General features: G+C 55.0%; 21 protein-coding genes, 1 tRNA gene and 1 other RNA gene. 18 read left to right on the top strand and 5 right to left on the bottom strand.

The genetic code is table 11. The features are described from left to right. Positions 1-105: 105 nt before the first annotated feature. The 3 genes from M0P74_05930 to larA are packed head-to-tail and all read right to left on the bottom strand — an operon-like array spanning position 106 to position 3,238. A complete protein-coding gene (locus M0P74_05930) occupies positions 106-891 on the bottom strand; it encodes an ABC transporter permease (GenBank protein MCK9363122.1) in 786 nt (261 codons plus the stop codon). After that, on the bottom strand, positions 888-1,799 hold the full coding sequence (locus tag M0P74_05925; GenBank protein ID MCK9363121.1) for an ATP-binding cassette domain-containing protein: 912 nt from the start codon (positions 1,797-1,799) through the stop codon (positions 888-890). The genes M0P74_05930 and M0P74_05925 overlap by 4 nt, the downstream gene beginning before the upstream one ends. Then, positions 1,796-3,238: a nickel-dependent lactate racemase gene (gene larA / locus M0P74_05920; GenBank protein MCK9363120.1), complete on the bottom strand. Its 1,443-nt coding sequence runs from the start codon at positions 3,236-3,238 to the stop codon at positions 1,796-1,798. Before larA ends, M0P74_05925 begins: the two co-directional genes overlap by 4 nt. A 201-nt stretch (positions 3,239-3,439) precedes the next feature. Between larA and M0P74_05915 the strand changes: the two genes are divergently transcribed. The 15 genes from M0P74_05915 to lptE all read left to right on the top strand — a co-directional run bounded on the left by M0P74_05915 (position 3,440) and on the right by lptE (position 15,720). Then, the gene (locus M0P74_05915) at positions 3,440-3,970 is read left to right on the top strand and encodes a DUF177 domain-containing protein (GenBank protein MCK9363119.1); all 531 of its coding nucleotides are present in this window, start codon (positions 3,440-3,442) and stop codon (positions 3,968-3,970) included. A gap of 20 nt (positions 3,971-3,990) precedes the next feature. Further along, entirely contained in the window at positions 3,991-4,176 is a 186-nt protein-coding gene (gene rpmF / locus M0P74_05910) for a 50S ribosomal protein L32 (GenBank protein ID MCK9363118.1), read from the top strand. A 23-nt stretch (positions 4,177-4,199) separates the two neighbouring features. After that, positions 4,200-5,150: an ACP S-malonyltransferase gene (fabD, locus tag M0P74_05905; protein MCK9363117.1), complete on the top strand. Its 951-nt coding sequence runs from the start codon at positions 4,200-4,202 to the stop codon at positions 5,148-5,150. Positions 5,151-5,238: 88 nt separating this feature from the next. After that, positions 5,239-5,484, top strand: a complete 246-nt coding sequence (acpP, locus tag M0P74_05900) for an acyl carrier protein (protein MCK9363116.1) — start codon at positions 5,239-5,241, stop codon at positions 5,482-5,484. A gap of 44 nt (positions 5,485-5,528) precedes the next feature. Further along, positions 5,529-6,770, top strand: a complete 1,242-nt coding sequence (gene fabF / locus M0P74_05895) for a beta-ketoacyl-ACP synthase II (GenBank protein ID MCK9363115.1) — start codon at positions 5,529-5,531, stop codon at positions 6,768-6,770. Positions 6,771-6,772: 2 nt separating this feature from the next. Continuing rightward, a complete protein-coding gene (gene rpiB / locus M0P74_05890) occupies positions 6,773-7,231 on the top strand; it encodes a ribose 5-phosphate isomerase B (protein ID MCK9363114.1) in 459 nt (152 codons plus the stop codon). Between the two features lie 75 nt (positions 7,232-7,306). Further along, positions 7,307-8,563, top strand: coding sequence for a serine hydroxymethyltransferase (locus M0P74_05885; GenBank protein MCK9363113.1), 1,257 nt, complete (start codon positions 7,307-7,309; stop codon positions 8,561-8,563). Positions 8,564-8,607: 44 nt separating this feature from the next. Then, on the top strand, positions 8,608-9,066 hold the full coding sequence (locus M0P74_05880; protein ID MCK9363112.1) for a cytidine/deoxycytidylate deaminase family protein: 459 nt from the start codon (positions 8,608-8,610) through the stop codon (positions 9,064-9,066). After that, the gene (nrdR, locus tag M0P74_05875; GenBank protein MCK9363111.1) at positions 9,063-9,587 is read left to right on the top strand and encodes a transcriptional regulator NrdR; all 525 of its coding nucleotides are present in this window, start codon (positions 9,063-9,065) and stop codon (positions 9,585-9,587) included. Before M0P74_05880 ends, nrdR begins: the two co-directional genes overlap by 4 nt. Then, positions 9,587-10,267, top strand: coding sequence for a riboflavin synthase (locus tag M0P74_05870; GenBank protein ID MCK9363110.1), 681 nt, complete (start codon positions 9,587-9,589; stop codon positions 10,265-10,267). The genes nrdR and M0P74_05870 overlap by 1 nt, the downstream gene beginning before the upstream one ends. 76 nt (positions 10,268-10,343) lie before the next feature. Further along, complete coding sequence (locus M0P74_05865; protein MCK9363109.1) at positions 10,344-11,546, top strand: bifunctional 3,4-dihydroxy-2-butanone-4-phosphate synthase/GTP cyclohydrolase II; 1,203 nt, start codon at positions 10,344-10,346, stop codon at positions 11,544-11,546. Between the two features lie 33 nt (positions 11,547-11,579). Then, a complete protein-coding gene (gene ribE, locus M0P74_05860; protein ID MCK9363108.1) occupies positions 11,580-12,050 on the top strand; it encodes a 6,7-dimethyl-8-ribityllumazine synthase in 471 nt (156 codons plus the stop codon). A 49-nt stretch (positions 12,051-12,099) separates the two neighbouring features. Further along, entirely contained in the window at positions 12,100-12,555 is a 456-nt protein-coding gene (gene nusB, locus M0P74_05855) for a transcription antitermination factor NusB (GenBank protein ID MCK9363107.1), read from the top strand. A gap of 21 nt (positions 12,556-12,576) precedes the next feature. Next, positions 12,577-15,162, top strand: a complete 2,586-nt coding sequence (gene leuS, locus M0P74_05850; protein MCK9363106.1) for a leucine--tRNA ligase — start codon at positions 12,577-12,579, stop codon at positions 15,160-15,162. 12 nt (positions 15,163-15,174) lie between these two features. Continuing rightward, the gene (lptE, locus tag M0P74_05845) at positions 15,175-15,720 is read left to right on the top strand and encodes an LPS assembly lipoprotein LptE (protein MCK9363105.1); all 546 of its coding nucleotides are present in this window, start codon (positions 15,175-15,177) and stop codon (positions 15,718-15,720) included. Between the two features lie 3 nt (positions 15,721-15,723). Here the strand turns inward: lptE and rpsT are convergent, their stop codons facing one another. Together rpsT and M0P74_05835 are read right to left on the bottom strand one after the other, a co-directional pair. Continuing rightward, positions 15,724-15,990 (bottom strand): 30S ribosomal protein S20, encoded by a 267-nt coding sequence (gene rpsT / locus M0P74_05840; protein ID MCK9363104.1) that lies wholly within the window; start codon positions 15,988-15,990, stop codon positions 15,724-15,726. A gap of 94 nt (positions 15,991-16,084) precedes the next feature. Continuing rightward, complete coding sequence (locus M0P74_05835) at positions 16,085-17,428, bottom strand: SLC13 family permease (GenBank protein MCK9363103.1); 1,344 nt, start codon at positions 17,426-17,428, stop codon at positions 16,085-16,087. A gap of 350 nt (positions 17,429-17,778) precedes the next feature. Between M0P74_05835 and M0P74_05830 the strand changes: the two genes are divergently transcribed. From M0P74_05830 to dnaX, 3 genes are all read left to right on the top strand, one after another. Then, positions 17,779-17,872: transfer RNA gene (locus tag M0P74_05830), tRNA-Ser, on the top strand. A gap of 42 nt (positions 17,873-17,914) precedes the next feature. Further along, positions 17,915-18,013: signal recognition particle sRNA small type (gene ffs, locus M0P74_05825), an RNA gene on the top strand. Between the two features lie 31 nt (positions 18,014-18,044). After that, the gene (gene dnaX, locus M0P74_05820) at positions 18,045-19,856 is read left to right on the top strand and encodes a DNA polymerase III subunit gamma/tau (protein ID MCK9363102.1); all 1,812 of its coding nucleotides are present in this window, start codon (positions 18,045-18,047) and stop codon (positions 19,854-19,856) included. Positions 19,857-19,942: the final 86 nt, after the last annotated feature.

Here is a 19,942-nt window from a genome sequence, read left to right as displayed (position 1 = left end):
ATCAGTGAAAAGGGTTTAAACTTCTTTACATAATGGCTATCCCTGCCCAGTATGATAAATCAAAGCATGGACGACAGTCAATGAAAATTTGTGGCGGCGCCCCAATCATTTAATGAGACGGCGCCGCATCAAATAGAGGGCTGTAGGCAGGGTTGCCATGCAGAAAACCGTCAGATAGGCGATTCCAATCAGGGTAGAGGCGTTAAAGGTGCCGGTTGCAAACGAACGGGAAAGGTTGACCAGATGGGTCAGCGGGAGAAAAACAGCCGTTGTCTGCGCCCAGCCCGGCAGATTTGCCAATGGGAAAAAGGTCCCGCCGAAGAGAAACATCGGTGTTATGAACAGAAAAATCGGTAGATTGAACAGTTCAATATTCGGAACCAGGGCCGTGCAGATCATCCCCGCCCCGCCGAAGGCCAGTCCGCCCAGCAGGGCCAGCGGCAGCAGAAGCAGGCCCCCGGGATAGCTGATCAACCCAAAGGCGCTGATCACCGCCATCATGATCGCCGTCACGATAACCGCCTTTGTCGCTCCCCACAGTATCTCGCCGGCGATGATCTCCTGCACGGTAAGCGGCGTTGTCATCATCGCATCAAAGGTTTTCTGATAGTACATCCGGACGAAGGATGCATAACTGGTCTCGAAAAAGGCGTTGTTCATCACCGCAATGGCGATCAGCGCCGGGGCGATAAAACGGGGGTACGAGATGGTCGCTCCATCGTAGGCAACGTTGCTGATAAGTGCGCCCAGACCTGCCCCAAAGGCGGCAAGATAGAAGATTGGTTCGAGGAGCGGCGGCAGGGACCTGACCCTCCAGCTCTGCATATAGACGAGCAGGTTTCTCCGCCAAACCCGCAACAGACGGGAAGAAAGCTTTGTCTTAATGCTCATTCCCTCAGTTCCCTTCCGGTGAGGCGAAGAAAGACATCCTCCAGCGTCGCCATGCGCATGATGCACTCTACCTCGCCGAAACGTTTGCGGATCTTCAGGCAGAGGTCCTCTCCGTCATCTATGCTGACGATGATGCGGTGGCCGAGGTTTTCAAACGACGCCCCCTGTTCCCGCAAAAACGTCTCAATCCCGCCCGCCGGTTCGACGACCTCCAGAACATGGCGGCCAACATGTTGTTGGATCAATTCGGCCGGTTTGCCTTCAACCAGAAGTCGCCCTTTGTCCACGATCAGAAGCCGGTCGCAGAGACGGGCGGCTTCATCCATATAGTGCGTTGTCAGCAGAATGGTAAGTCCTTCCCGCTTGAGATTTTCCAGACGCTCCCACAACTGGTGGCGGGTCTGGGGATCGAGCCCGGTTGTCGGTTCGTCGAGGATAAGCAGTTCCGGACGGTTGAGGAGGGCCCGGGCGATCACGAGGCGTCGGAGCATTCCGCCGGACAGTTCGCCGGGTTTTGATTTCTCCCGGGTTTCCAGCGCCATGAATTTGAGAAGCTCCCGCGACCTCTTTCTGGCCTCCACTGCGGGAATATTGAAATAACTGGCAAAGACCTCAAGATTCTGCAGCACGGTAAGGTCGGGATCGACGGCGTTTTCCTGCTGGCAGACGCCAATTCGGGCCTTCACTTGCCGCGCCTGCCTTGTTATGTCCATGCCAAGCACCGCAAGGGTCCCGCCGCTTGGCGGGGAAAAGGCGTAGATCATCCGGATGGTCGAGGTCTTTCCCGCTCCGTTTGGCCCCAGAATCCCGAAACATTCCCCGGCGGCAACGGTAAAGGAGAGATCATCGATCGCGACGAGATTGCCGAAGGCCTTGCGGAGGTTTCTTGCTTCAATGACCGTTCTCACCGGTTTTCCGCTTGCCCCACCGCCAGGCGGGGGATTGTGTAAGGACCCTCCCGGATCACCGCCACGCTTGGAGTTACACCCTTTCTTTGATAGTCGGCTACGGCGAACCGCAGGGCATTTTCTACCAGCTCCTGCAGGGAAGCCGCCGGCTCTGCTCCGAGCGCGTTTTCCATCAGGTCAAAACAGGAGTTCCCGGGAATGATCGAGTACTGCTCGCGCGGTATCGTATGGGTCAGGTAAAAGAACCGCTTGGCGTCGATCTTGCGAAACACCTTTCCCCACATCTCCGGCTCCCACTGATCCTTGGTAAAGTTCCACCCCGGCGCCTCGATCATCCGGAGGTAATGCTCGGCCCCCTGCATCTTCAGCAGATGGAGGAGACTCCGATATTCCAGCCCGCCGATCGGCTGCGCGTCGCGGTTGTCGGTCGCCATGATCAGGATTCCGCCCTTCCGGACCGCCGGCAGGGCGTTGTACGCGGCTTTCACCGCCTGGTAGTGGTCGCGTCCGACATAGCCGCCGTGGGTAAGAACGATATCGTACTCGTGTTCCAGCGGGACTGATACGTAATGCCGCACCATGCTTGTCGCTGCCTCGTGCGCCGCTTCCAGGTGGCCGGCAAAAACGCCGGTCAGCCGCATGTCCCGGTCAAGCGTCGTATTGACAATGAAATCGATGCCAACCTTGCGGGCGACAGCCAGCGCCTCTTCGTGGCAGGGATTGCCCTGAAGGATCATGTTGTCAGCCAAGGGCGATTCGAGGAAGCCCGGGCCGTGAAATTTCTGGATGGTCCGCTTGTCAACGAGGCCGGGACAAACCCCTTTGCGCCCTCCGGAAAAGCCCACCATGAAGTGACTCTCCACAAGGCCCGTGACGATTTTGATATCCGCCTGGTAGAAAGCGCTGTTGACAAAAACGTCCCCGCCGGTTGCACTTTCGCCGATAAACGACAGCAGGGCTTCATTTTCGCAGTCATGATCCAGTATCCGGTAATGGGCGACGACCTCCTCGCCGTACATTTCAACCCGTTCCCCGGGGCTGCTGGGCCGGTGCATGCCGTTGCCGATCACCAGCACGATGTTCTTCCGGGCTACCCCTTCGGCCTCCAGAAGGGATAGCAGCGGCAACAGGAGGCCGGTTTCCCCCTTGTAGGGAACCGGCCGGGTAATATCGGAAACGGCTATGGCTGCCGTGAGCTGCGCGGGCAGCTTGTCCTTCGCCCTGATTATCTCTCCGAGCGTTGGGCTGCCGAGCGGATGCAAAAGCGCCTCACGGTAGGCGGCCACGGGATCGGCGACAACCGGGATCGGCTTCATGCTGATGAGCTCGCACTCCGGGGGAACGCGGACGGAGAGCTGGTAGCGCCCATACTCCAGCGGTATCTCTTTCCAACTCCCCATATCAACTTCACGGGAACATTCGAGCATCTCGTTTTGCATTCCAGCCTCCTGTCAAGCGCGTTATGTCTAAACGGAAAGAACGGTGTGGACTCTATCCGGAAGATGCCAGCCTGTCAAGAACGAACCGTCCTGATGAAATTATTCTTGACAATTCAAGCTGTTTATAATCTACTTCAGCACTTTATCGGGCGCCCCGAAAAAGGGGAAGGCAGTCTCCGATAGGTAAGAAGGGTGAGTTTTTTGAAGATCAATGTCAACACCATCCCCGAAGAGGGGCTGAACCTGAATTTTGACAGGAACGGCGAATGGTTCCGCCAATTTTTGGCGAAAGATGACGCGGGCGGTTTTTTACTGCAGCGGCTCGACTTTTCCTGTATGGTGCGCAAGATTGGCGAGAATGTCTATGTCGAGGGGACCATCAAGGTGCAAGCGGAGATCCCCTGCGGTCGCTGCCTCGAAATGACGGAGCTGTCGCTGCAGGCGCCCTTCAACTACACCTTTTCCCCGGCGCTGCCTGCACTGGGTGAGGAGGCGGAGCTGAACGTCGCGGATCTCGATTTTCAGTATTATCAGGGGGAGATCATCGATCTCGATGAGATTATTTTTGAGCAGGTCATGCTGCTGATACCCATGAAGCCGCTCTGCATGGAAACATGCCGGGGTTTGTGCCCCCATTGCGGCGCCAATCTCAACAACACAACCTGCGACTGCCGGAGCGAGGCAATCGACGAAAGGCTCGCTGTTTTAAAAAATATTAAGTTGGAACATTAAATTAAAGAGGAGTAATAAAGATGGCAAATCCAGTTAAAAGGCATTCCAAATCAAGAAAAAACATGAGAAGGGCGCACGATTTTTTAAAAACGCCTTCATTATCGACATGTTCGCAGTGTCATGAGCCCAAGCTGCCGCACCATGTCTGTCCGACCTGCGGCTCCTACAAAGGCAGGGAAGTTGTGCCGCTGGAAAAGGCCTCCTGAGTTAACTGAGCGGGTGTTTTCTTATGGGCAGATTTGCGCTTGTTTTTCCGGGACAGGGTTCTCAATATCCTGGAATGGGGGAGGAGCTCTACCGTGAATATCCGGCAGTCCGGGACCTTTTCGCTGAGGCATCGGATGTTTTCGGCACGGATATGGCGCAGCTTTGTTTCAAGGGCCCCCAGGAACTGCTTGATCTTACCGTTAATACTCAGACATCCATTCTTACGGTGGAGATTGCCGCCTGGCGGGTTTTTTCCGGCATGGTTGAGGAAAAGCCTGTTGTTCTGGCAGGCCATAGCCTGGGTGAATATTCGGCGTTGCATGCGGCCGGGGCGGTGGATTTGCGGAGCTGTCTAATGCTTGTCAAGAAACGGGCGCAGCTTCATCAGGAGGCCGTTCCCGTTGGCGAAGGGGCAATGGCGGCAATTATGGGGCTGGAACGGAACGATGTGGAAGAGATATGCCGCGTTACTACCAGCGAAGGCAGTGGCATTGTTGAGGTTTCCATAGAAAACTCCCCCGGGCAGATAGTCATCTCCGGTCATACTGCCGCGATTGCAGCGGCGGTAGCCGCCGCCGGGCAGAAGGAAGGCGCGCGTGCTGTCATTCTGCCGATAAGCGTCCCCTGCCATTGCAGTCTGCTTGCCGGGGCAGCCGAAAAGTTTGCCTCCGCCCTGGCCGAAGTGGAATTCCGGGATTGTTCGCCCCCGGTTATTCCGAATTGCGATCCTTCCGCCTTCCACACCGCCGGGCAGACCGGGGGGCTTCTGGCAAGGCAGATAAGAACCCCCGTTCTCTGGCGGGATACGGTGTTAAAAATGGCCGCAATGGATGTCGATACTATCGTTGAACTGGGGCCCAAAAGGATTCTTTCAGGGCTGATCAGGCGGATCGACAGGCGGTTTCGCCTCCTCAACGGGGAGGACCGGAACTCGCTGGAAGAAACAGCGGCAGCGCTGAACAACAGTCTGTAGTCTTAAGGCTGAACAGCCTAAACAACCTGAAATGGCAGCTGAAATAAGTCCCGGAAGGGAAAAACCTGATTGAAGAAGGAGAATTCCAATGACACTGGATGAGAAAATTATCGATCTTATTGCCGAGCAGTTGAATGTTACAAGGGAGGAGTGCGTTCCCGAGGCGTCTTTCATTGATGATTTGGGGGCAGACTCACTTGATCTGGTCGAACTGATCATGGAAATGGAGGAGACCTTCAACATTCAGATTGCCGACAACGAACTCGAAAAGATCCGTTCCATCAAGGATGTTACGGAATTTCTCCATAGCAAAAACGTTGTCTGGAACGGGTAACCCCGAATTTTTGCAGATCTCAGGACAGTAGAAAAGGGGGACTTTTGAAAAGAAGGATAGTCATTACCGGGATGGGCGCAGTGACGCCGCTGGGCAATAACCTGGCGGAGACATGGCAGGGAATTTGTCAGGGGAAATCCGGCATCGACCGGATAACGATCTTCGATGTCAAGCATGTAGAGACAAAGATTGCCGGCGAACTGAAGGGGTTTAACCCTCTGGAGTATCTCAACAGAAAAGAGGTGCGGCGTTTAGACGGCTTTATAATCTACGCGATCGCCGCCGCAACTATGGCCATGGCCGATTCAGGGCTGATCATTGCGGAAGACAACGCCGAGCGCACCGGGGTCGTTATTGGCTCGGCGATCGGGGGGCTGGCAACGATAGAAAAGGCCAAAGAGGGGATGCTGCTGGGACCGCTCCACAGGCTATCGCCTTTCACCATTCCGGCTGTCCTGTCCAACCTTGCCGCCGGTCATGTTTCGATAAGATTCGGGGCCAAGGGTCCGATCAACTGTCCCGTTGCCGCCTGCTCCGCCGGCACCTGCGCCATCGGCGACGCCGCCCGTCTTATTGCCGACGGATATGCCGACGCGATGATTGCCGGCGGAGCGGAAGCGGCGGTCACCGAGCTTTGCATCGCCGGCTTCAACGCAATGCAGGCGATTTCCACCAGGAACGAAGAACCGCAAAAGGCAAGCCGTCCCTTCGATGTTGATCGGGATGGTTTTGTTGTCAGCGAGGGTTCCGGGGTGGTCGTTCTGGAGGAGCTTTCCCATGCGCTGAAAAGGGGTGCGCGGATTCATGGAGAGCTCGTCGGCTATGGACTGACCAGCGACGCCTACCACATGGCTGCCCCGCCCCCGGGCCACGAAGGCGCGGCCCGCTGCATGAGGGCAGCCCTGGCGGATGCGCAAAGCGACGGCGCGAAAATTGATTACATAAACGCCCACGGAACCTCCACGAATCTGAATGACTCTTATGAGACAGAGGCGATAAAAACCGTCTTTGGCGAGTACGCAAAAGAGATTCCGGTCAGCTCGACAAAATCGATGACCGGCCATATGCTCGGCGCGACCGGCGCTGTGGAGGCGATTCTCTGCCTGAAGGCAATCAACGAGGGGCTTGTCCCGCCGACGATCAACCTCGACAACCCGGACCCCCTCTGTGATCTGGACTATGTCCCCGGCGTGGCGAGAAAAATAAACATTAAAACCGCCATGTCCAACACCTTCGGCTTCGGCGGGGTAAATGCGGTGCTTGTCTTAAGAAAATTCGAGGGGTAGTTATGGCGGCTGACAAGATCATAATTGGAGCGGATCATGCGGGCTTTGTGCTGAAGGAGGCGCTCAAGCCGGTTCTGGAAGGCCGCGGGTTTTCCGTGACCGATGTCGGCACAGACAGTGAAGCAGCGGTGGATTACCCTGATTTCGGTAAAAAGGTTGCAGAGGCTGTTTCAACGGGGCTTTTTACCCGGGGAATTATGATCTGCGGCTCCGGGATCGGGATGTCGATTGTCGCCAACCGCTTTCCCGGCGTCCGGGGCGCGCTTTGTCTTGATCCGGAAACGGCCCGTCTGAGCCGCCTGCACAACGATTCCAACATCCTTGTGCTCGCCGGGAGAAAGACCGATCCGGAGACTGCCGCAAAAATTCTTCAGACATGGCTCGAGACGCCCTTTGAGGGGGGGCGTCATAAACGGCGTTTAGACAAGATAACCCAAGGGGAGCAGAAAACGACTGGTTGATGGTCGTAAATGGGAAAACGGTTCTTGTAACGGGAAAACGTCGTATATTCATTATCGCGGGAGGAAAGAAGACAGATGTCCTATTTGATGCAGGCCGACCCGGAAGTCGCTGACGCTATCAGCCGGGAAACGAGAAGACAGGCCGGGAAGCTGGAGATGATCGCCTCGGAGAATTTTGTCAGCGAGGCGGTGCTGGAGGCCCAGGGAAGCGTTATGACAAACAAGTACGCCGAGGGATATCCAGGGCATCGGTATTACGGCGGGTGCGAATTTGTCGATATCGTGGAGCAGCTTGCGATTGACCGGAGCAAAAAACTCTTCGGCGCCGAACACGCGAATGTCCAGCCGCATGCCGGCGTTCAGGCCAACATGGCCGTCTATTGTACGGTTCTGAAGCCCGGAGATACGATTCTGGGCATGGACCTCTCCCACGGCGGGCATCTGTCGCATGGAAGCCCGGTGAGTTTTTCCGGGAAATTATACAGGAGCTTTTTCTACGGGGTGGACCGGGAAACGGAAACCATCGATTTCGATCAGGTTGCCGCCCTGAACCGGCAGCATCAGCCCAAGATCATCGTGGTCGGCGCCAGCGCCTATCCCCGGATTATCGATTACGAAAAATTCCGGAAGATCGCCGATGAGACCGGGGCGCTGCTTTTGGCCGATATCGCCCACATCGGCGGTCTGGTTGCCGCCGGCCTTCATCCTTCCCCGGTGCCGTGCTGCGAGTTCGTGACCATGACCACCCACAAGACCCTCCGCGGACCCCGCGGTGGTCTTATCCTCTGCAAAAAGCAATACGCGAAGAAATTGGACGAAAGCATCTTCCCCGGCATGCAGGGAGGTCCGCTGATGCATATTATCGCGGCCAAGGCGGTAGCCATGAAAGAGGCCCTGACCGAGGAGTTTCGCCTCTACCAGGGACAGATCTTGAAAAATGCCAAAACCCTTGCCGACGAACTGCTTGCGGATGGCTTTCGCTTAGTGACAGGCGGAACCGATAACCATTTGATGCTTGTAGATTTAACGAGTGTCGGCATCTCAGGAAGCGAGGCGCAGGAAGCCCTTGACCGGGCCGGCATCACCATCAATAAAAACCGCATCCCCTACGACACCAGGGGGGCGCAAACAACAAGCGGAATCCGTATCGGAACCCCCGCCCTGACAACGCGGGGAATGAAAGAAGCGGAGATGAAGCAGATTGCCGGGTTCTTCACCTCCGTGCTGAAGAATATCCACGACGAAAAACGGCTTGCCGAGGTGCGTCAGGAGGTAAGCGTTCTGTGCGAACGCTTCCCCCTCTATCCACAAAGGATAAGGGATAATCGCTGATTGGAATCCCCGTTGATTTCCAATAGACAGGGCAGTGGCCACAGATGGAAAGAGAGCAGCAAAACATACGTCCCCCTTGGGATGATTACTTCCTGGAAACCGCCGGAGTTGTTGCCAAACGCTCGACTTGTCTGCGCCGCCATGTAGGCGCCGTGCTTGTCCGCGACCGGTTTATCCTTTCCACAGGATACAACGGCGCTCCCACAGGGATCCGGCACTGCGGCGAGGTTGGGTGTCTGCGGGAGCAGTGTCAGGTTCCTTCCGGTGAGCGTCATGAACTCTGCCGGGGGCTGCACGCTGAACAAAACGCCGTTATTCAAGCCGCCCTGCATGGGGCCGGCACGAAGGGCGCCACCCTGTACTGCACTAACTACCCGTGCAGCATCTGTGCAAAAATGCTGATTAACGCCGGGGTTGTGCGCGTTGTAGTCAGCAATGACTACCATGATCCTCTGGCGAAAGAGATGTTGGCAGAAGCGGGGATTGAGGTGTCGCTGCGATGAAGTGCCCTTTTTGCGGCTATTATGAAGACCGGGTTACAGACTCCAGAATCAGCCGGGACGGAAACGAAATAAGACGCAGACGGGAGTGTCTCGGTTGCGGCAAGCGTTTTACAACCCACGAATTTGTTGAGGAAATGCTGCCGGTTGTCGTTAAAAAAGATGGCCGCCGGGAGCCCTTCGACCCGCTGAAGATAAGCTCCGGGATTAAAAAGGCCTGTGAGAAACGTCCGATAAGCACGGATTCCATCGAGGCTGTGGTGGAAAATGTCAAGCATGTCTGCCAGGAATTTCCGGGCAAGGAGATTCCCTCTCAGGTGATCGGCGAAACGATCATGCAGGAGCTCCAGCAGCTCGACGGCGTCGCCTATGTCCGTTTCGCCTCGGTTTACCGGGAATTTCGCGATGTAAGCGATTTTTTTGACGAATTGAAGGATATTCTGCGCAAGAAAAAAGCGACGCTTAATGTCCATAAAGCGCAGCTTGGTGTTCATAAAAAGGAGAAGAAGAACAATCCGGGGTGATGATATTGTTCACGGGAATAACTGAGGCGATGGGTTCAGTCCGGCGGATGGCGAGCCGGGGAGAGGACGCCCTGCTGGAAATAGAAACCGCGTTGCCGCTTGACGATGTAAAGGCGGGGGACAGCATTTCTGTAAACGGCGCCTGCCTGACGGTCACCGCCATTTCCGGACGGGCATTCACGGTGGACGTTTCCGCGGAAACGCTGGCCAAAACAACCCTCCGCAATCTGCAACCGGGACGACAGGTAAATCTCGAAAAGGCGCTGCGGTTAAGCGACCGTCTGGGAGGGCACATTGTCCTTGGCCATGTCGATGGGACAGGAAAAATAATCGAGAAAACGCCCCGTTCCGGGTCTCTGCTCTTCGGGTTTGCAATTAGTCCCGAACTGGCCCGGTATGTCGTGGTTAAAGGGTCGATCACCGTGGACGGCATCAGCCTTACCGTCAATCGCTGTGAAAAAGACAGATTTTATGTTAACGTCATCCCGCATACAGCCGCCGGGACAACGCTCGGGATAAAAAAGGGAGGGGATGACGTCAACATTGAAACCGACATCATCGCCAGATACATAGAGAAGCTTGCAAGCGGCAGCAACCGGGGCGATGCGGTTCCGCCGGAAGAGGGAGCAAAAGAGGGAATCAGCCTGGAAATGCTGTCCCGTTCCGGGTTTATAAAATAAAGGGAATGACAGGCAAATCAAGCTTCCGGCCTGATAATTTAACGGGCGGGGCTGAGATAATTTCAGAGGAGATATCATGGGTGTAAGCAGCATCAAAGAGGCAATGGTTGATATCCGCAGCGGCAAGATGGTTATCCTGGTGGATGACGAGGATCGTGAAAACGAGGGCGATCTGTTCATGGCGGCGGAATTTGTCACGGCGGAGGCGATCAACTTCATGGCCCGCTACGGCAGGGGGTTGATCTGTCTGACCCTTACCGAGGAAGCGGCCGATAACCTGCGCCTGCCGGCGATGGTCAGGGATAACCGTTCCCGTTTCAATACCGCCTTTACCGTCTCCATCGAGGCCAAACAGGGGGTGACAACGGGCATCTCGGCGGCGGATCGCGCGACGACAATCCTGGCCGCGGTTGCCGACAATGCGAAGTCGGACGACCTTGTCAGTCCCGGGCATATTTTCCCGATCCGCGCCCGCAAGGGAGGGGTGCTGGTTCGCACCGGCCAGACAGAAGGTTCCGTTGATCTGGCCCGGCTTGCCGGCCTGAAGCCGGCCGGAGTTATTTGCGAGATTATGAAGGATGACGGCACGATGGCAAGGATGCCGGATCTGGAGAACTTTGCCAGGGAGTTCAGCCTCAAGATTGTCACGATCAAGGATCTGATCGACTTCCGGATGCAGCACGAATCCCTTATCCGCCGGGCGGCGACGGCCACGGTTCCGACACGGTACGGAGGTATTTTCAAAGTTATCGTTTATGAGAATGATGTTGACGACATACAGCACGTGGCGCTGGTGAAAGGGGAGATAAAACCCGAGGATGAGGTGCTCGTGCGGGTGCATTCGGAGTGTCTGACCGGCGATGTCTTCGGTTCCGAGCGGTGTGATTGCGGCGACCAACTGCACCGGGCAATGCAGATGATCGATGATGCCGGCAAAGGGGTGATTGTCTATATGCACCAGGAGGGCCGGGGAATTGGCCTGGTCAATAAAATGAAGGCGTACAACCTTCAGGACCAGGGTCTCGACACGGTGGAGGCCAATATCAGCCTTGGCTTTAAAGAGGATCTGCGGGATTATGGAATCGGCGCCCAGATCCTCGCCGATCTGGGGGTGAGGAAGATGCGCCTGATGACCAATAACCCCAAAAAGATCGTCGGTCTTGATGGATACGGACTCACCGTCACCGAACGGGTGCCGATCGAGATAAAGCCGAATGACAATAATATTAAATATCTTCAGACCAAAAAAAACAAGATGGGACATATTCTGGAGTTGTAGAAAGAAACCTTTCCTATGCAAAGGAGAAGAAAGATGCCGGAAATTATTGAGGGAAAGATAGTTGCAAAGGGAATGCGATTTGGAATCGCGGCCAGTCGGTTCAACGATTTTATCAGCGCTCGCCTGATTGATGGGGCGATAGACGCAATTACAAGAGCGGGCGGGGAGGAAAAGGATATAAGGATCGTACGGGTGCCCGGCGCCTTTGAATTGCCGCTTGCCGCAAAAAAGATGGCAAAAAGCGGCAAATACGACGCCGTTATCTGTCTGGGCGCCGTCATCCGGGGCGCCACCCCCCATTTTGAGTACATAAGTTCCGAGGTTGCCAAAGGAATCGCCATGGTCGGTCTGGAGACGGAAGTGCCGATTTCCTTTGGAGTTCTGACCACGGACACCATCGAGCAGGCCATTGAACGAGCCGGCGCCAAGATGGGAAACAAGGGCTGGGATGCAGCCATGTCTGCCATAGAAATGGTTGATCTGTTCAGAAACCTGTCCGTCTGAACCAGTTATACAGATTTCTCGGACCAGACCAGCTAAGTTAGAGGAACGAATGCACAAAAGGCGGAAGTCAAGGGAGATAGCGCTTCAAATTCTTTATGGTTTAGACACCCATGAGGGCGAGCTGGGCGATGCGATTGCCCTTTTTTGGGCCAATTTTGACAATGCCTCCGGAGAAATGTCGGAAGAAATAAGAAGATTTTCCAATGAGCTTGTCGAAGGCGCCTGGAAAAACCGGCTGGAAATCGACAGGCTGATCAGCGGCAATTCCGAGAATTGGTCAATTGGCCGGATGTCGCGCGTCGATAAGAGCATCCTGCGGATGGCCATTTATGAACTGCTGTTTTGCCCCGAGGTCCCGCCGAAGGTGGCGTTGAACGAGGCCATTGATCTCGGCAAGATCTATGGCTCGGAAAATTCGGGGTCGTTCATTAATGGCATTCTGGACGCCCTCTACGAAAAATTGCCCGGCAAAAACGAAGCGGGCGGCAGCGAAGGCGGGAATTGACATATTTATCGGAGCGATTTGATGGAAATAAAATACAATCCCAAGGAAATAGAAGAGAAGTGGCAAAAAAGCTGGGAGGATGAGCAGCTCTTCAAGGTAACGGAAGATCCTGATAAAAAGAAGTACTATCTGCTCGAGATGTTTCCCTATCCCTCCGGGCGGATCCATATCGGCCATGTGCGCAACTACACAATCGGCGATGTCGTGGCCCGGTACAAGCGGATGCGGGGCTACAACGTTCTCCATCCGATGGGGTGGGACGCCTTCGGCCTTCCGGCGGAGAACGCCGCCATCGAACGCAACATCCACCCTTCCGTCTGGACGCACGACAATATAAAAAACATGAAGCGGGAACTGAAGCGAATGGGTTTCAGCTATGATTGGGACCGGGAGCTGGCGACCTGCGAGCCGGAATACTACAAATGGGAGCAGCTCTTCTTCTTGTGGATGTACGAAAAAGGACTTGCCTACCAGAAGGACTCCACCGTGAACTGGTGCCCGCAATGTCAGACGGTGCTTGCCAATGAACAGGTCGAGTCCGGGTGCTGCTGGCGCTGCGGCTCCGAGGTTAATGAGCGGTATCTGAAACAGTGGTTTTTCCGGATTACCAATTATATCGAGGAGCTGCTTGATTACTGCGACAAGCTTCCCGGCTGGCCGGAGCGGGTGATGGCGATGCAGAAAAACTGGATCGGCAAAAGCTACGGTTGCGAGGCCTCTTTCCCGATGGCCGAAGGCGACGGCGAGATCAAGATATTTACTACCCGCCAGGATACCATTTACGGCGCCACGTTCATGCTTGTCGCGGCGGAGAATCCACTGGTTCTTGAGCTGGCCCACGGCAAGCCGAATGAAGCGGCGGTGCTCGCTTTTGTTGAGAAAATAAAGAAGCAGGACAAGAAGATGCGCACCTCTGACTACTACGAAAAAGAGGGCGTTTTTTTGGACAGCCACTGCCTGAACCCCGTCACAGGACGAAAGATGCCGATCTATGCGGCAAACTTTGTTCTGGCCGATTACGGCACCGGCTGCGTTATGGCCGTTCCTACCCACGATCAGCGCGACTTCGAATTTGCCCGAAAATATGACCTGCCGCTGATCGTTGTCATCCAGCCCCCGGATCGCACACTGAACGTTCAAACAATGACGGAGGCCTACGACGGGGACGGCGTGCTGGTGAACTCCGGCCATTTTGACGGAATGGGGAACCGCTCGGCTCTTGAGGCGATTGCCGCTCATCTGGAGGGGCTCGGCCGGGGCAAAAAGACGATCCAGTACCGCCTGCGGGACTGGGGAATCTCCCGCCAGCGTTACTGGGGCGCCCCGATCCCAATGATCAACTGTGCAGATTGCGGGGTTGTGCCGGTGCCAGAGGAGGAGCTACCGGTGGTGCTGCCGATGGATGTGGAATTCAGCGGCGAGGGAGGCTCTCCCCTTGCCAAGCACCAGTCTTTTGTCGAAACGACCTGTCCCCGCTGCGGCAAACCGGCCCGGCGCGAAACCGATACGATGGACACCTTTGTCGAGTCATCCTGGTATTTTGAGCGGTTCTGCAGCGCCGATCATGACGTCAAACCGGGGCTGGACAGAAAAAAAATAGACTACTGGATGCCGGTTGATCAGTACATAGGTGGGATAGAGCACGCGATCCTGCACCTGCTCTACTCACGCTTCTATACGAAGATGCTGAGGGATTTCGGCGTAGTGGGCGTTGACGAACCGTTCACCAACATGCTGACCCAGGGAATGGTCTGCAAGGAGACAATGCGCTGCCCGACGCACGGCTATCTTTTCCCCGAAGAGGTCAAGGAAGGAAAATGCACCCATTGCGGCCAGGATGTGGCAATCGGCAAGACGGAAAAGATGTCGAAGTCGCTGAAGAACGTCGTCGATCCCGATTACCTGATCAACACCTACGGCGCCGATACGGTACGGGTCTTTTGCCTTTTTGCGTCGCCCCCGGAGAAGGATCTCGAATGGAGCGACCAGGGGGTGGAGGGAGGTTTCCGTTTCCTCAACAGGATATGGAGAATCATCGGCGATTATCTCGATGATATCAAGGATGTCAAGCCGTTCGACGGGAAACAGCCGCTTGCAGGGGAGCTCAAGGCGCTGCGCCGCAAGACCCATCAGACGATCCGCAAGGTGACCGCCGATATTGAAGAGCGATTCCATTTCAACACCGCGATCAGCTCCGTAATGGAACTGGTCAATGCCCTGTATCAATTGCCGCGGCCTCCCAAAGATGATCAAACGGGCTTTGCCGTTGTCCGGGAGACGGTGGAGGCGGTCATTACCCTCCTTGCCCCGATTGTCCCCCATGTCACGGAAGAGCTCTGGGCCATGATCGGGGGAAAGGGGCCGCTTTTAGACGCAGCCTGGCCTGAGTTCGATCATGGGGTCGCCTCCGAGGAAAAAATCACGATCGTGCTTCAGATCAACGGCAAGGTGCGCAGCCGGATAACCGTGGCCGCCGATGAGGAGGAAGATGCAATCAAATCGCTTTCCCTTGCCGAGGAGCGGATTGTCGGCCTTACCAGCGGCAAGAAAATCGTCAAGGTGGTTTATGTGCCGAAGAAGTTGGTAAACATCGTAGTCGCAGGGTAGAAAACAGCCGCCATGAGGTTCGCAACAGTGAATATTTTCCCCCGGATTGTTAGAAACAGCTTCCTGATATTCCTGGCCTTGTTGATTTTGGCCGGTTGCGGATACCATTTTCCGGGTGGAGAGGAAGTGAACCTCCCGCATCTGCGGACCTTTTTTGTGGAGGGATTTGTCAATAAAACGAGCGAGGCCTATGCCGGAAACATCGTTCGCAGCGCGTTTATCAATCGCTTTGTGCAGGAGGGCCGTTTTCAACTGACTGAAAGCAGGGACAAAGCAGATGTTATCTGCCGAGGGAGCGTCAACAGCATTCAGATCTCGCCCCTTTCCTACAAGTCATCAAACCTTGCGGCGGAAGAACGGATGACTGTCGGGATGTCAGTTATCTTTGAAGAACGGGCCAGCGGCCGCCTCATCTGGGAAAACCGGGCGGTAACTGGGACAGGCGATTACCTTGTCGCCAACATGGCCTTGACGGAAAAAAACAGAAAAAACGCCCTTCTCAAACTGGCGGGGGACTCAGCCGAGAGGGCGTATCAGATGATGATGTCAAATTTCTAAAAATCAGGCTTTAACGGCGTTTGCGAGTTTGGTCAGGCGGGAAATCTTGCGGGCGGCGTTGTTTTTGTGAATCGTCCCCCGGGCCGCCGCTTTGGCGATAACGGGAATGACTTTTGCCAAAGAAGCCGCAGCCTTTTCGCCGTTACCCGCGCCGATGTTTTCCCTCGCGGCCTTGATCGCGGTTTTAACGCTCGCTTTAACCGCCCTGTTGCGTTCAAGACGTTTAACGTCCTGCCTGTCTCTTTTTTCAGCAGATTTATGTGTAGCCAAAAAAACTTCCTCCTTCATATATTTTGGGATGCAACATCTATATCAGTTGTCTCCTCCTGTCAAGATCAAAATACTATAAAACTTTTCAGAAAGACTATTTGGCAAACGGCAGCACCCAGACGAGCATTGCGGGCACGTAACAGGAAAGGAGGGAAATCAGCACATAAGGCGTAGAGATGCTCAAAAACTCCTTCAAAGTGCTCCGGCGCTGGTCTTCTTTGTCGGCGAGATTTTTTGCGACGAACAAGGCGGGGGCGCCGGCTATCGTCAGGTTGCTTCCCAGCGTGCCCGCCCAAAGCAGCATCCAGTAAAGAGGCCAGGGATTTATCCCCTCGGCGCCGAGGTCGCGAATGACATAAAGCATCGTCAGGATGTAGGCGTCGTGCTCGACCAAACCCACGATGGGCGCCGTGACCCAGTAAACGACAGAGCTGCCTACTACCAGACTCTCTTTGATCATCGGGGTAATCGCCGCCGCGATAACCTTGATCACGCCGGCGTGATCAAGGCCGCCGACCAGCGCAAACAGTGAGACATAAAAGAAAATGGCGCGCCAGTCGAGTTCCTTGAGGATTTCCTCAACATCGGGGATTTCCACTGTGAAGCGATCCTTGAAAATCGTGAAAAACAGGATGCTGGCCAGAGCGCCCCACATGGCGATGAACCCCAGGTGAAAACCAAATTTCTCCCGGAAGGCCATGGCCAGGATGGTCAGAATAAAAATTCCGCAGGAGATTATCGCGAAGGGCTTATCCTTGATGTAATCAAGGGGGTTCTCATTTTCCATGGAAGAGATATCCATTTTGATCGCGGAGAAGTCCTTCTTGAATTTCCAGTAGAAGAAGGCGCAGGTGATGATATAGGCAATCAGCAGGATGAAAAAGGAAGAGGGCCTTCCCATGAACCAGATAAAACCCGAGAACTCAATCTTGGCAACACTGTGGAGCATCTGCGGGGGCAGATCTCCCAGAAGCATCGCTGTTCCCATGAAATTCGCGCAGAGTCCCATGAAAAGAACTGGCCCGAAGGCGGGAAGCTTGAAGCGCCGGCAGGCATGGAAGATGACAGGGGCGAACATCAGGACGACCACAACATTATCAATGAGCATCGAAACGAGGCCTGCCAGGGCGCCGACGCTGACTACAAACAGTGGAACATTACCGCGGGACAGCTTCAACACGACGGCTGACAGGTACGCGGGAACGCCTGATCTTCCGAAAAATCCGGAGATGGTCCAGATGGCAAGCAGGATGGCGATCACGTTCCAATCGACAAACTTGAAGGCGTCGATGTCCGTCATGACCCCGAAACAGATCATGGCCACGACTCCCAGGAGAGCCGCGATCACGCTGTCGAACCAACCCGTGATAACTACTGTAATTGTTGCCAGAAAGATGATTATTGCAATAATTTCCACAGCGCTCATTTGTAATCCCATGCTAATTCTCCCGTCATGTTTTTTAAGGTTTGTTTACCACCATGCCTAACAGGTTCAACGAACGATCAAAACGGATAACGCATATATGCATCTACATCATTTAGATGTGCTTAAAAATATTGTTGTTATTCAGCTTATTTTATATCCAGCAACAATTGTCGGCGGGGGAATATGCCACAAAAGGACAAAAAAGCAAAACCTTTTTTCGGTAAATTGTAAATTGGGGTCAGAGTAATATTTATTCTCACTATGACTACAATTTACAGCACGGCTGCCCGGCAGCGACAAATTTCTTGACAGACAGATTGTTAAGCTCATATAAGGGCAAAATTATTGGCCGGGAAAAACATGGAGAGATGTCCGAGCGGCTGAAGGAGCACGACTGGAAATCGTGTGTGCGCCCACAAAGGTGTACCGCGGGTTCGAATCCCGCTCTCTCCGCCATGATAATCAAGGGGCTTCCAGGCCCCTTCTTGCCAGAAAGATAGCCGGGTCCCGTGCGACGGCGGCCTGTTAACCCCGTCAGGTCCGGAAGGAAGCAGCGGCAGCAGTCACCGGCGTGTGCTGCGGATAAACCCGGCTATCCCTATTCATCCGTTTTTTTACAGGAGCGTTTGTGCAGGAATACCGCGTTCTGGCACGAAAGTGCCGCCCCCAGAAATTTGAAGAGGTAACAGGGCAGGAGCACGTCGTCAGGACGCTGCAAAATGCGGTTTCCCAAAATCGCATTGCCCACGCCTTTCTCTTCAGCGGGCCACGCGGGGTAGGCAAGACGTCGGTTGCCCGGATACTCGCGAAGGCCCTTAACTGCGAAACCGGGCCGACCCCGACGCCCTGCAACGAATGCGTCCATTGCCGGGAAATCACGAACGGAAACGCCATCGATGTCCGGGAAATAGACGGCGCCTCCAACCGGGGGATAGACGAAATTCGCGAACTGCGGGAAAATGTCAAATTCGCCGCCGCTTCCGGCCGCTACAAGATTTACATCATCGACGAGGTGCACATGCTCACCAGGGAGGCGTTTAACGCGCTGCTTAAAACCCTGGAGGAGCCTCCTGCTCATGTTATTTTTATCTTCGCGACCACAGAGACGAACAAGGTGCCGGCCACGATCCGCTCCCGCTGTCAGTGTTTCGACTTCCGAAGGATTTCCCAGAAGCAGATCAAAGAAAATCTCCGATGGATAGCGGCCACGGAAACTATCGACGTCAGCGACAGCGCCCTTGCCTGGATTGCCGAGGCGGGCGATGGCAGTCTGCGCGATTCCCAGAGCATCTTCGATCAGGTTATTTCATACGCGGGCAGCGCGATCAAAGATGAGGCGGTAGAGGAAATTATCGGCCGTTCCGATCGCCGCTTTCTGCTGGCTTTATCCGAGGCGGTGCTGGCCAGGGATGCCGGCCGCTGTCTGAAAATCATCGACGAGGCCTACTATTACGGCCTCGATATGCGTTATTTTTATCAAACCCTGCTGAACCATTTCCGCAACCTGCTGCTCGTGAAAATTGTAAACGACAACGACGCCCTGATCGACATCCCCATGGAAGAGACGGCTCGCCTGCGACAGCAGACCGAGGGGCAGGAAGCGGGAACCCTGCAGCGCCTCCTGGAGCTGCTGATGGCCGAGGAGGAGAATGTGCGCCGGAGTCAGAACCCCCGCCTGAATCTGGAGGCGGTGCTCTGCCGGATGGCATATCTGGAAAAGATCATCCCGCTGGAAGCGCTCATTGAGAGGATGGAAGGGCTGGAAATTCGCCTGGGCGGAGGAACAGAAAAGATTGGCGCCGTTTCTTCCCCGCGCAGGGAGGCCCGCGGGGGAGCCCTTGCAGAAAGATATGGTTCACCCTCGGCGCCGGCCGCAAGGGAGGAGCGCCCTGCCTATGGCGTTGGTGTTGCGGGTGATGAAAGAGAAGGAATTATGCCAAGCCCGAACGCCGGGCAGGCAGGTGGAGGTCTGAATGTGGGGAAGGGATGGGAAGGCTTCAGGGAGTTCCTTAAAGAGCATGAACCTGCCCTTTCCGCAAAGCTCCAGCAGGGTCAATGCCTTTGCTGCGAAGAGGGGATTCTCCGGATCGGTTTTGAAAAAGGGTACCTTTTCTACAACGATGTTGTTAAGCGCAAGGATAAACTGGCCGGTTACTGCCGGCAGTTTTGGCAAAGGGAAACAAAGCTGGAGATAGAAACTGTCATATCGGCAAACGGGGGAAACGCGCCCAAGGGAAATAACCTGGCGGAAAAAAATAATCACAACAGGGAAATCCGGCGTGAGGCGCTCTCTCATCCGCTGGTTCGGAAGATTCTCGATGTCTTTCCCGGCGCGGAGGTAAAGGAAGTGAAAGTGCGCGATAAAGAGGTTGCCGCAGCCCTTTCCGAGATGCCGCCGTTGGATGAGGACCTGGATCAGGATGACCGCTCCGAGCGCTGAAAAGGCGCCCGCTCGAAAAAGAAAACTTGGTCGCTTTGGTGGGGGCTGGTATTTTGAAGAACTTATTTCAGGAGGCAAGGAGGTAA

This window comes from Syntrophales bacterium (genome assembly GCA_023229765.1).
In the GTDB taxonomy this organism is placed as follows: Bacteria; Desulfobacterota; Syntrophia; order Syntrophales; family UBA5619; genus DYTH01.
This window is presented reverse-complemented; position numbering and strand designations above follow the sequence as displayed.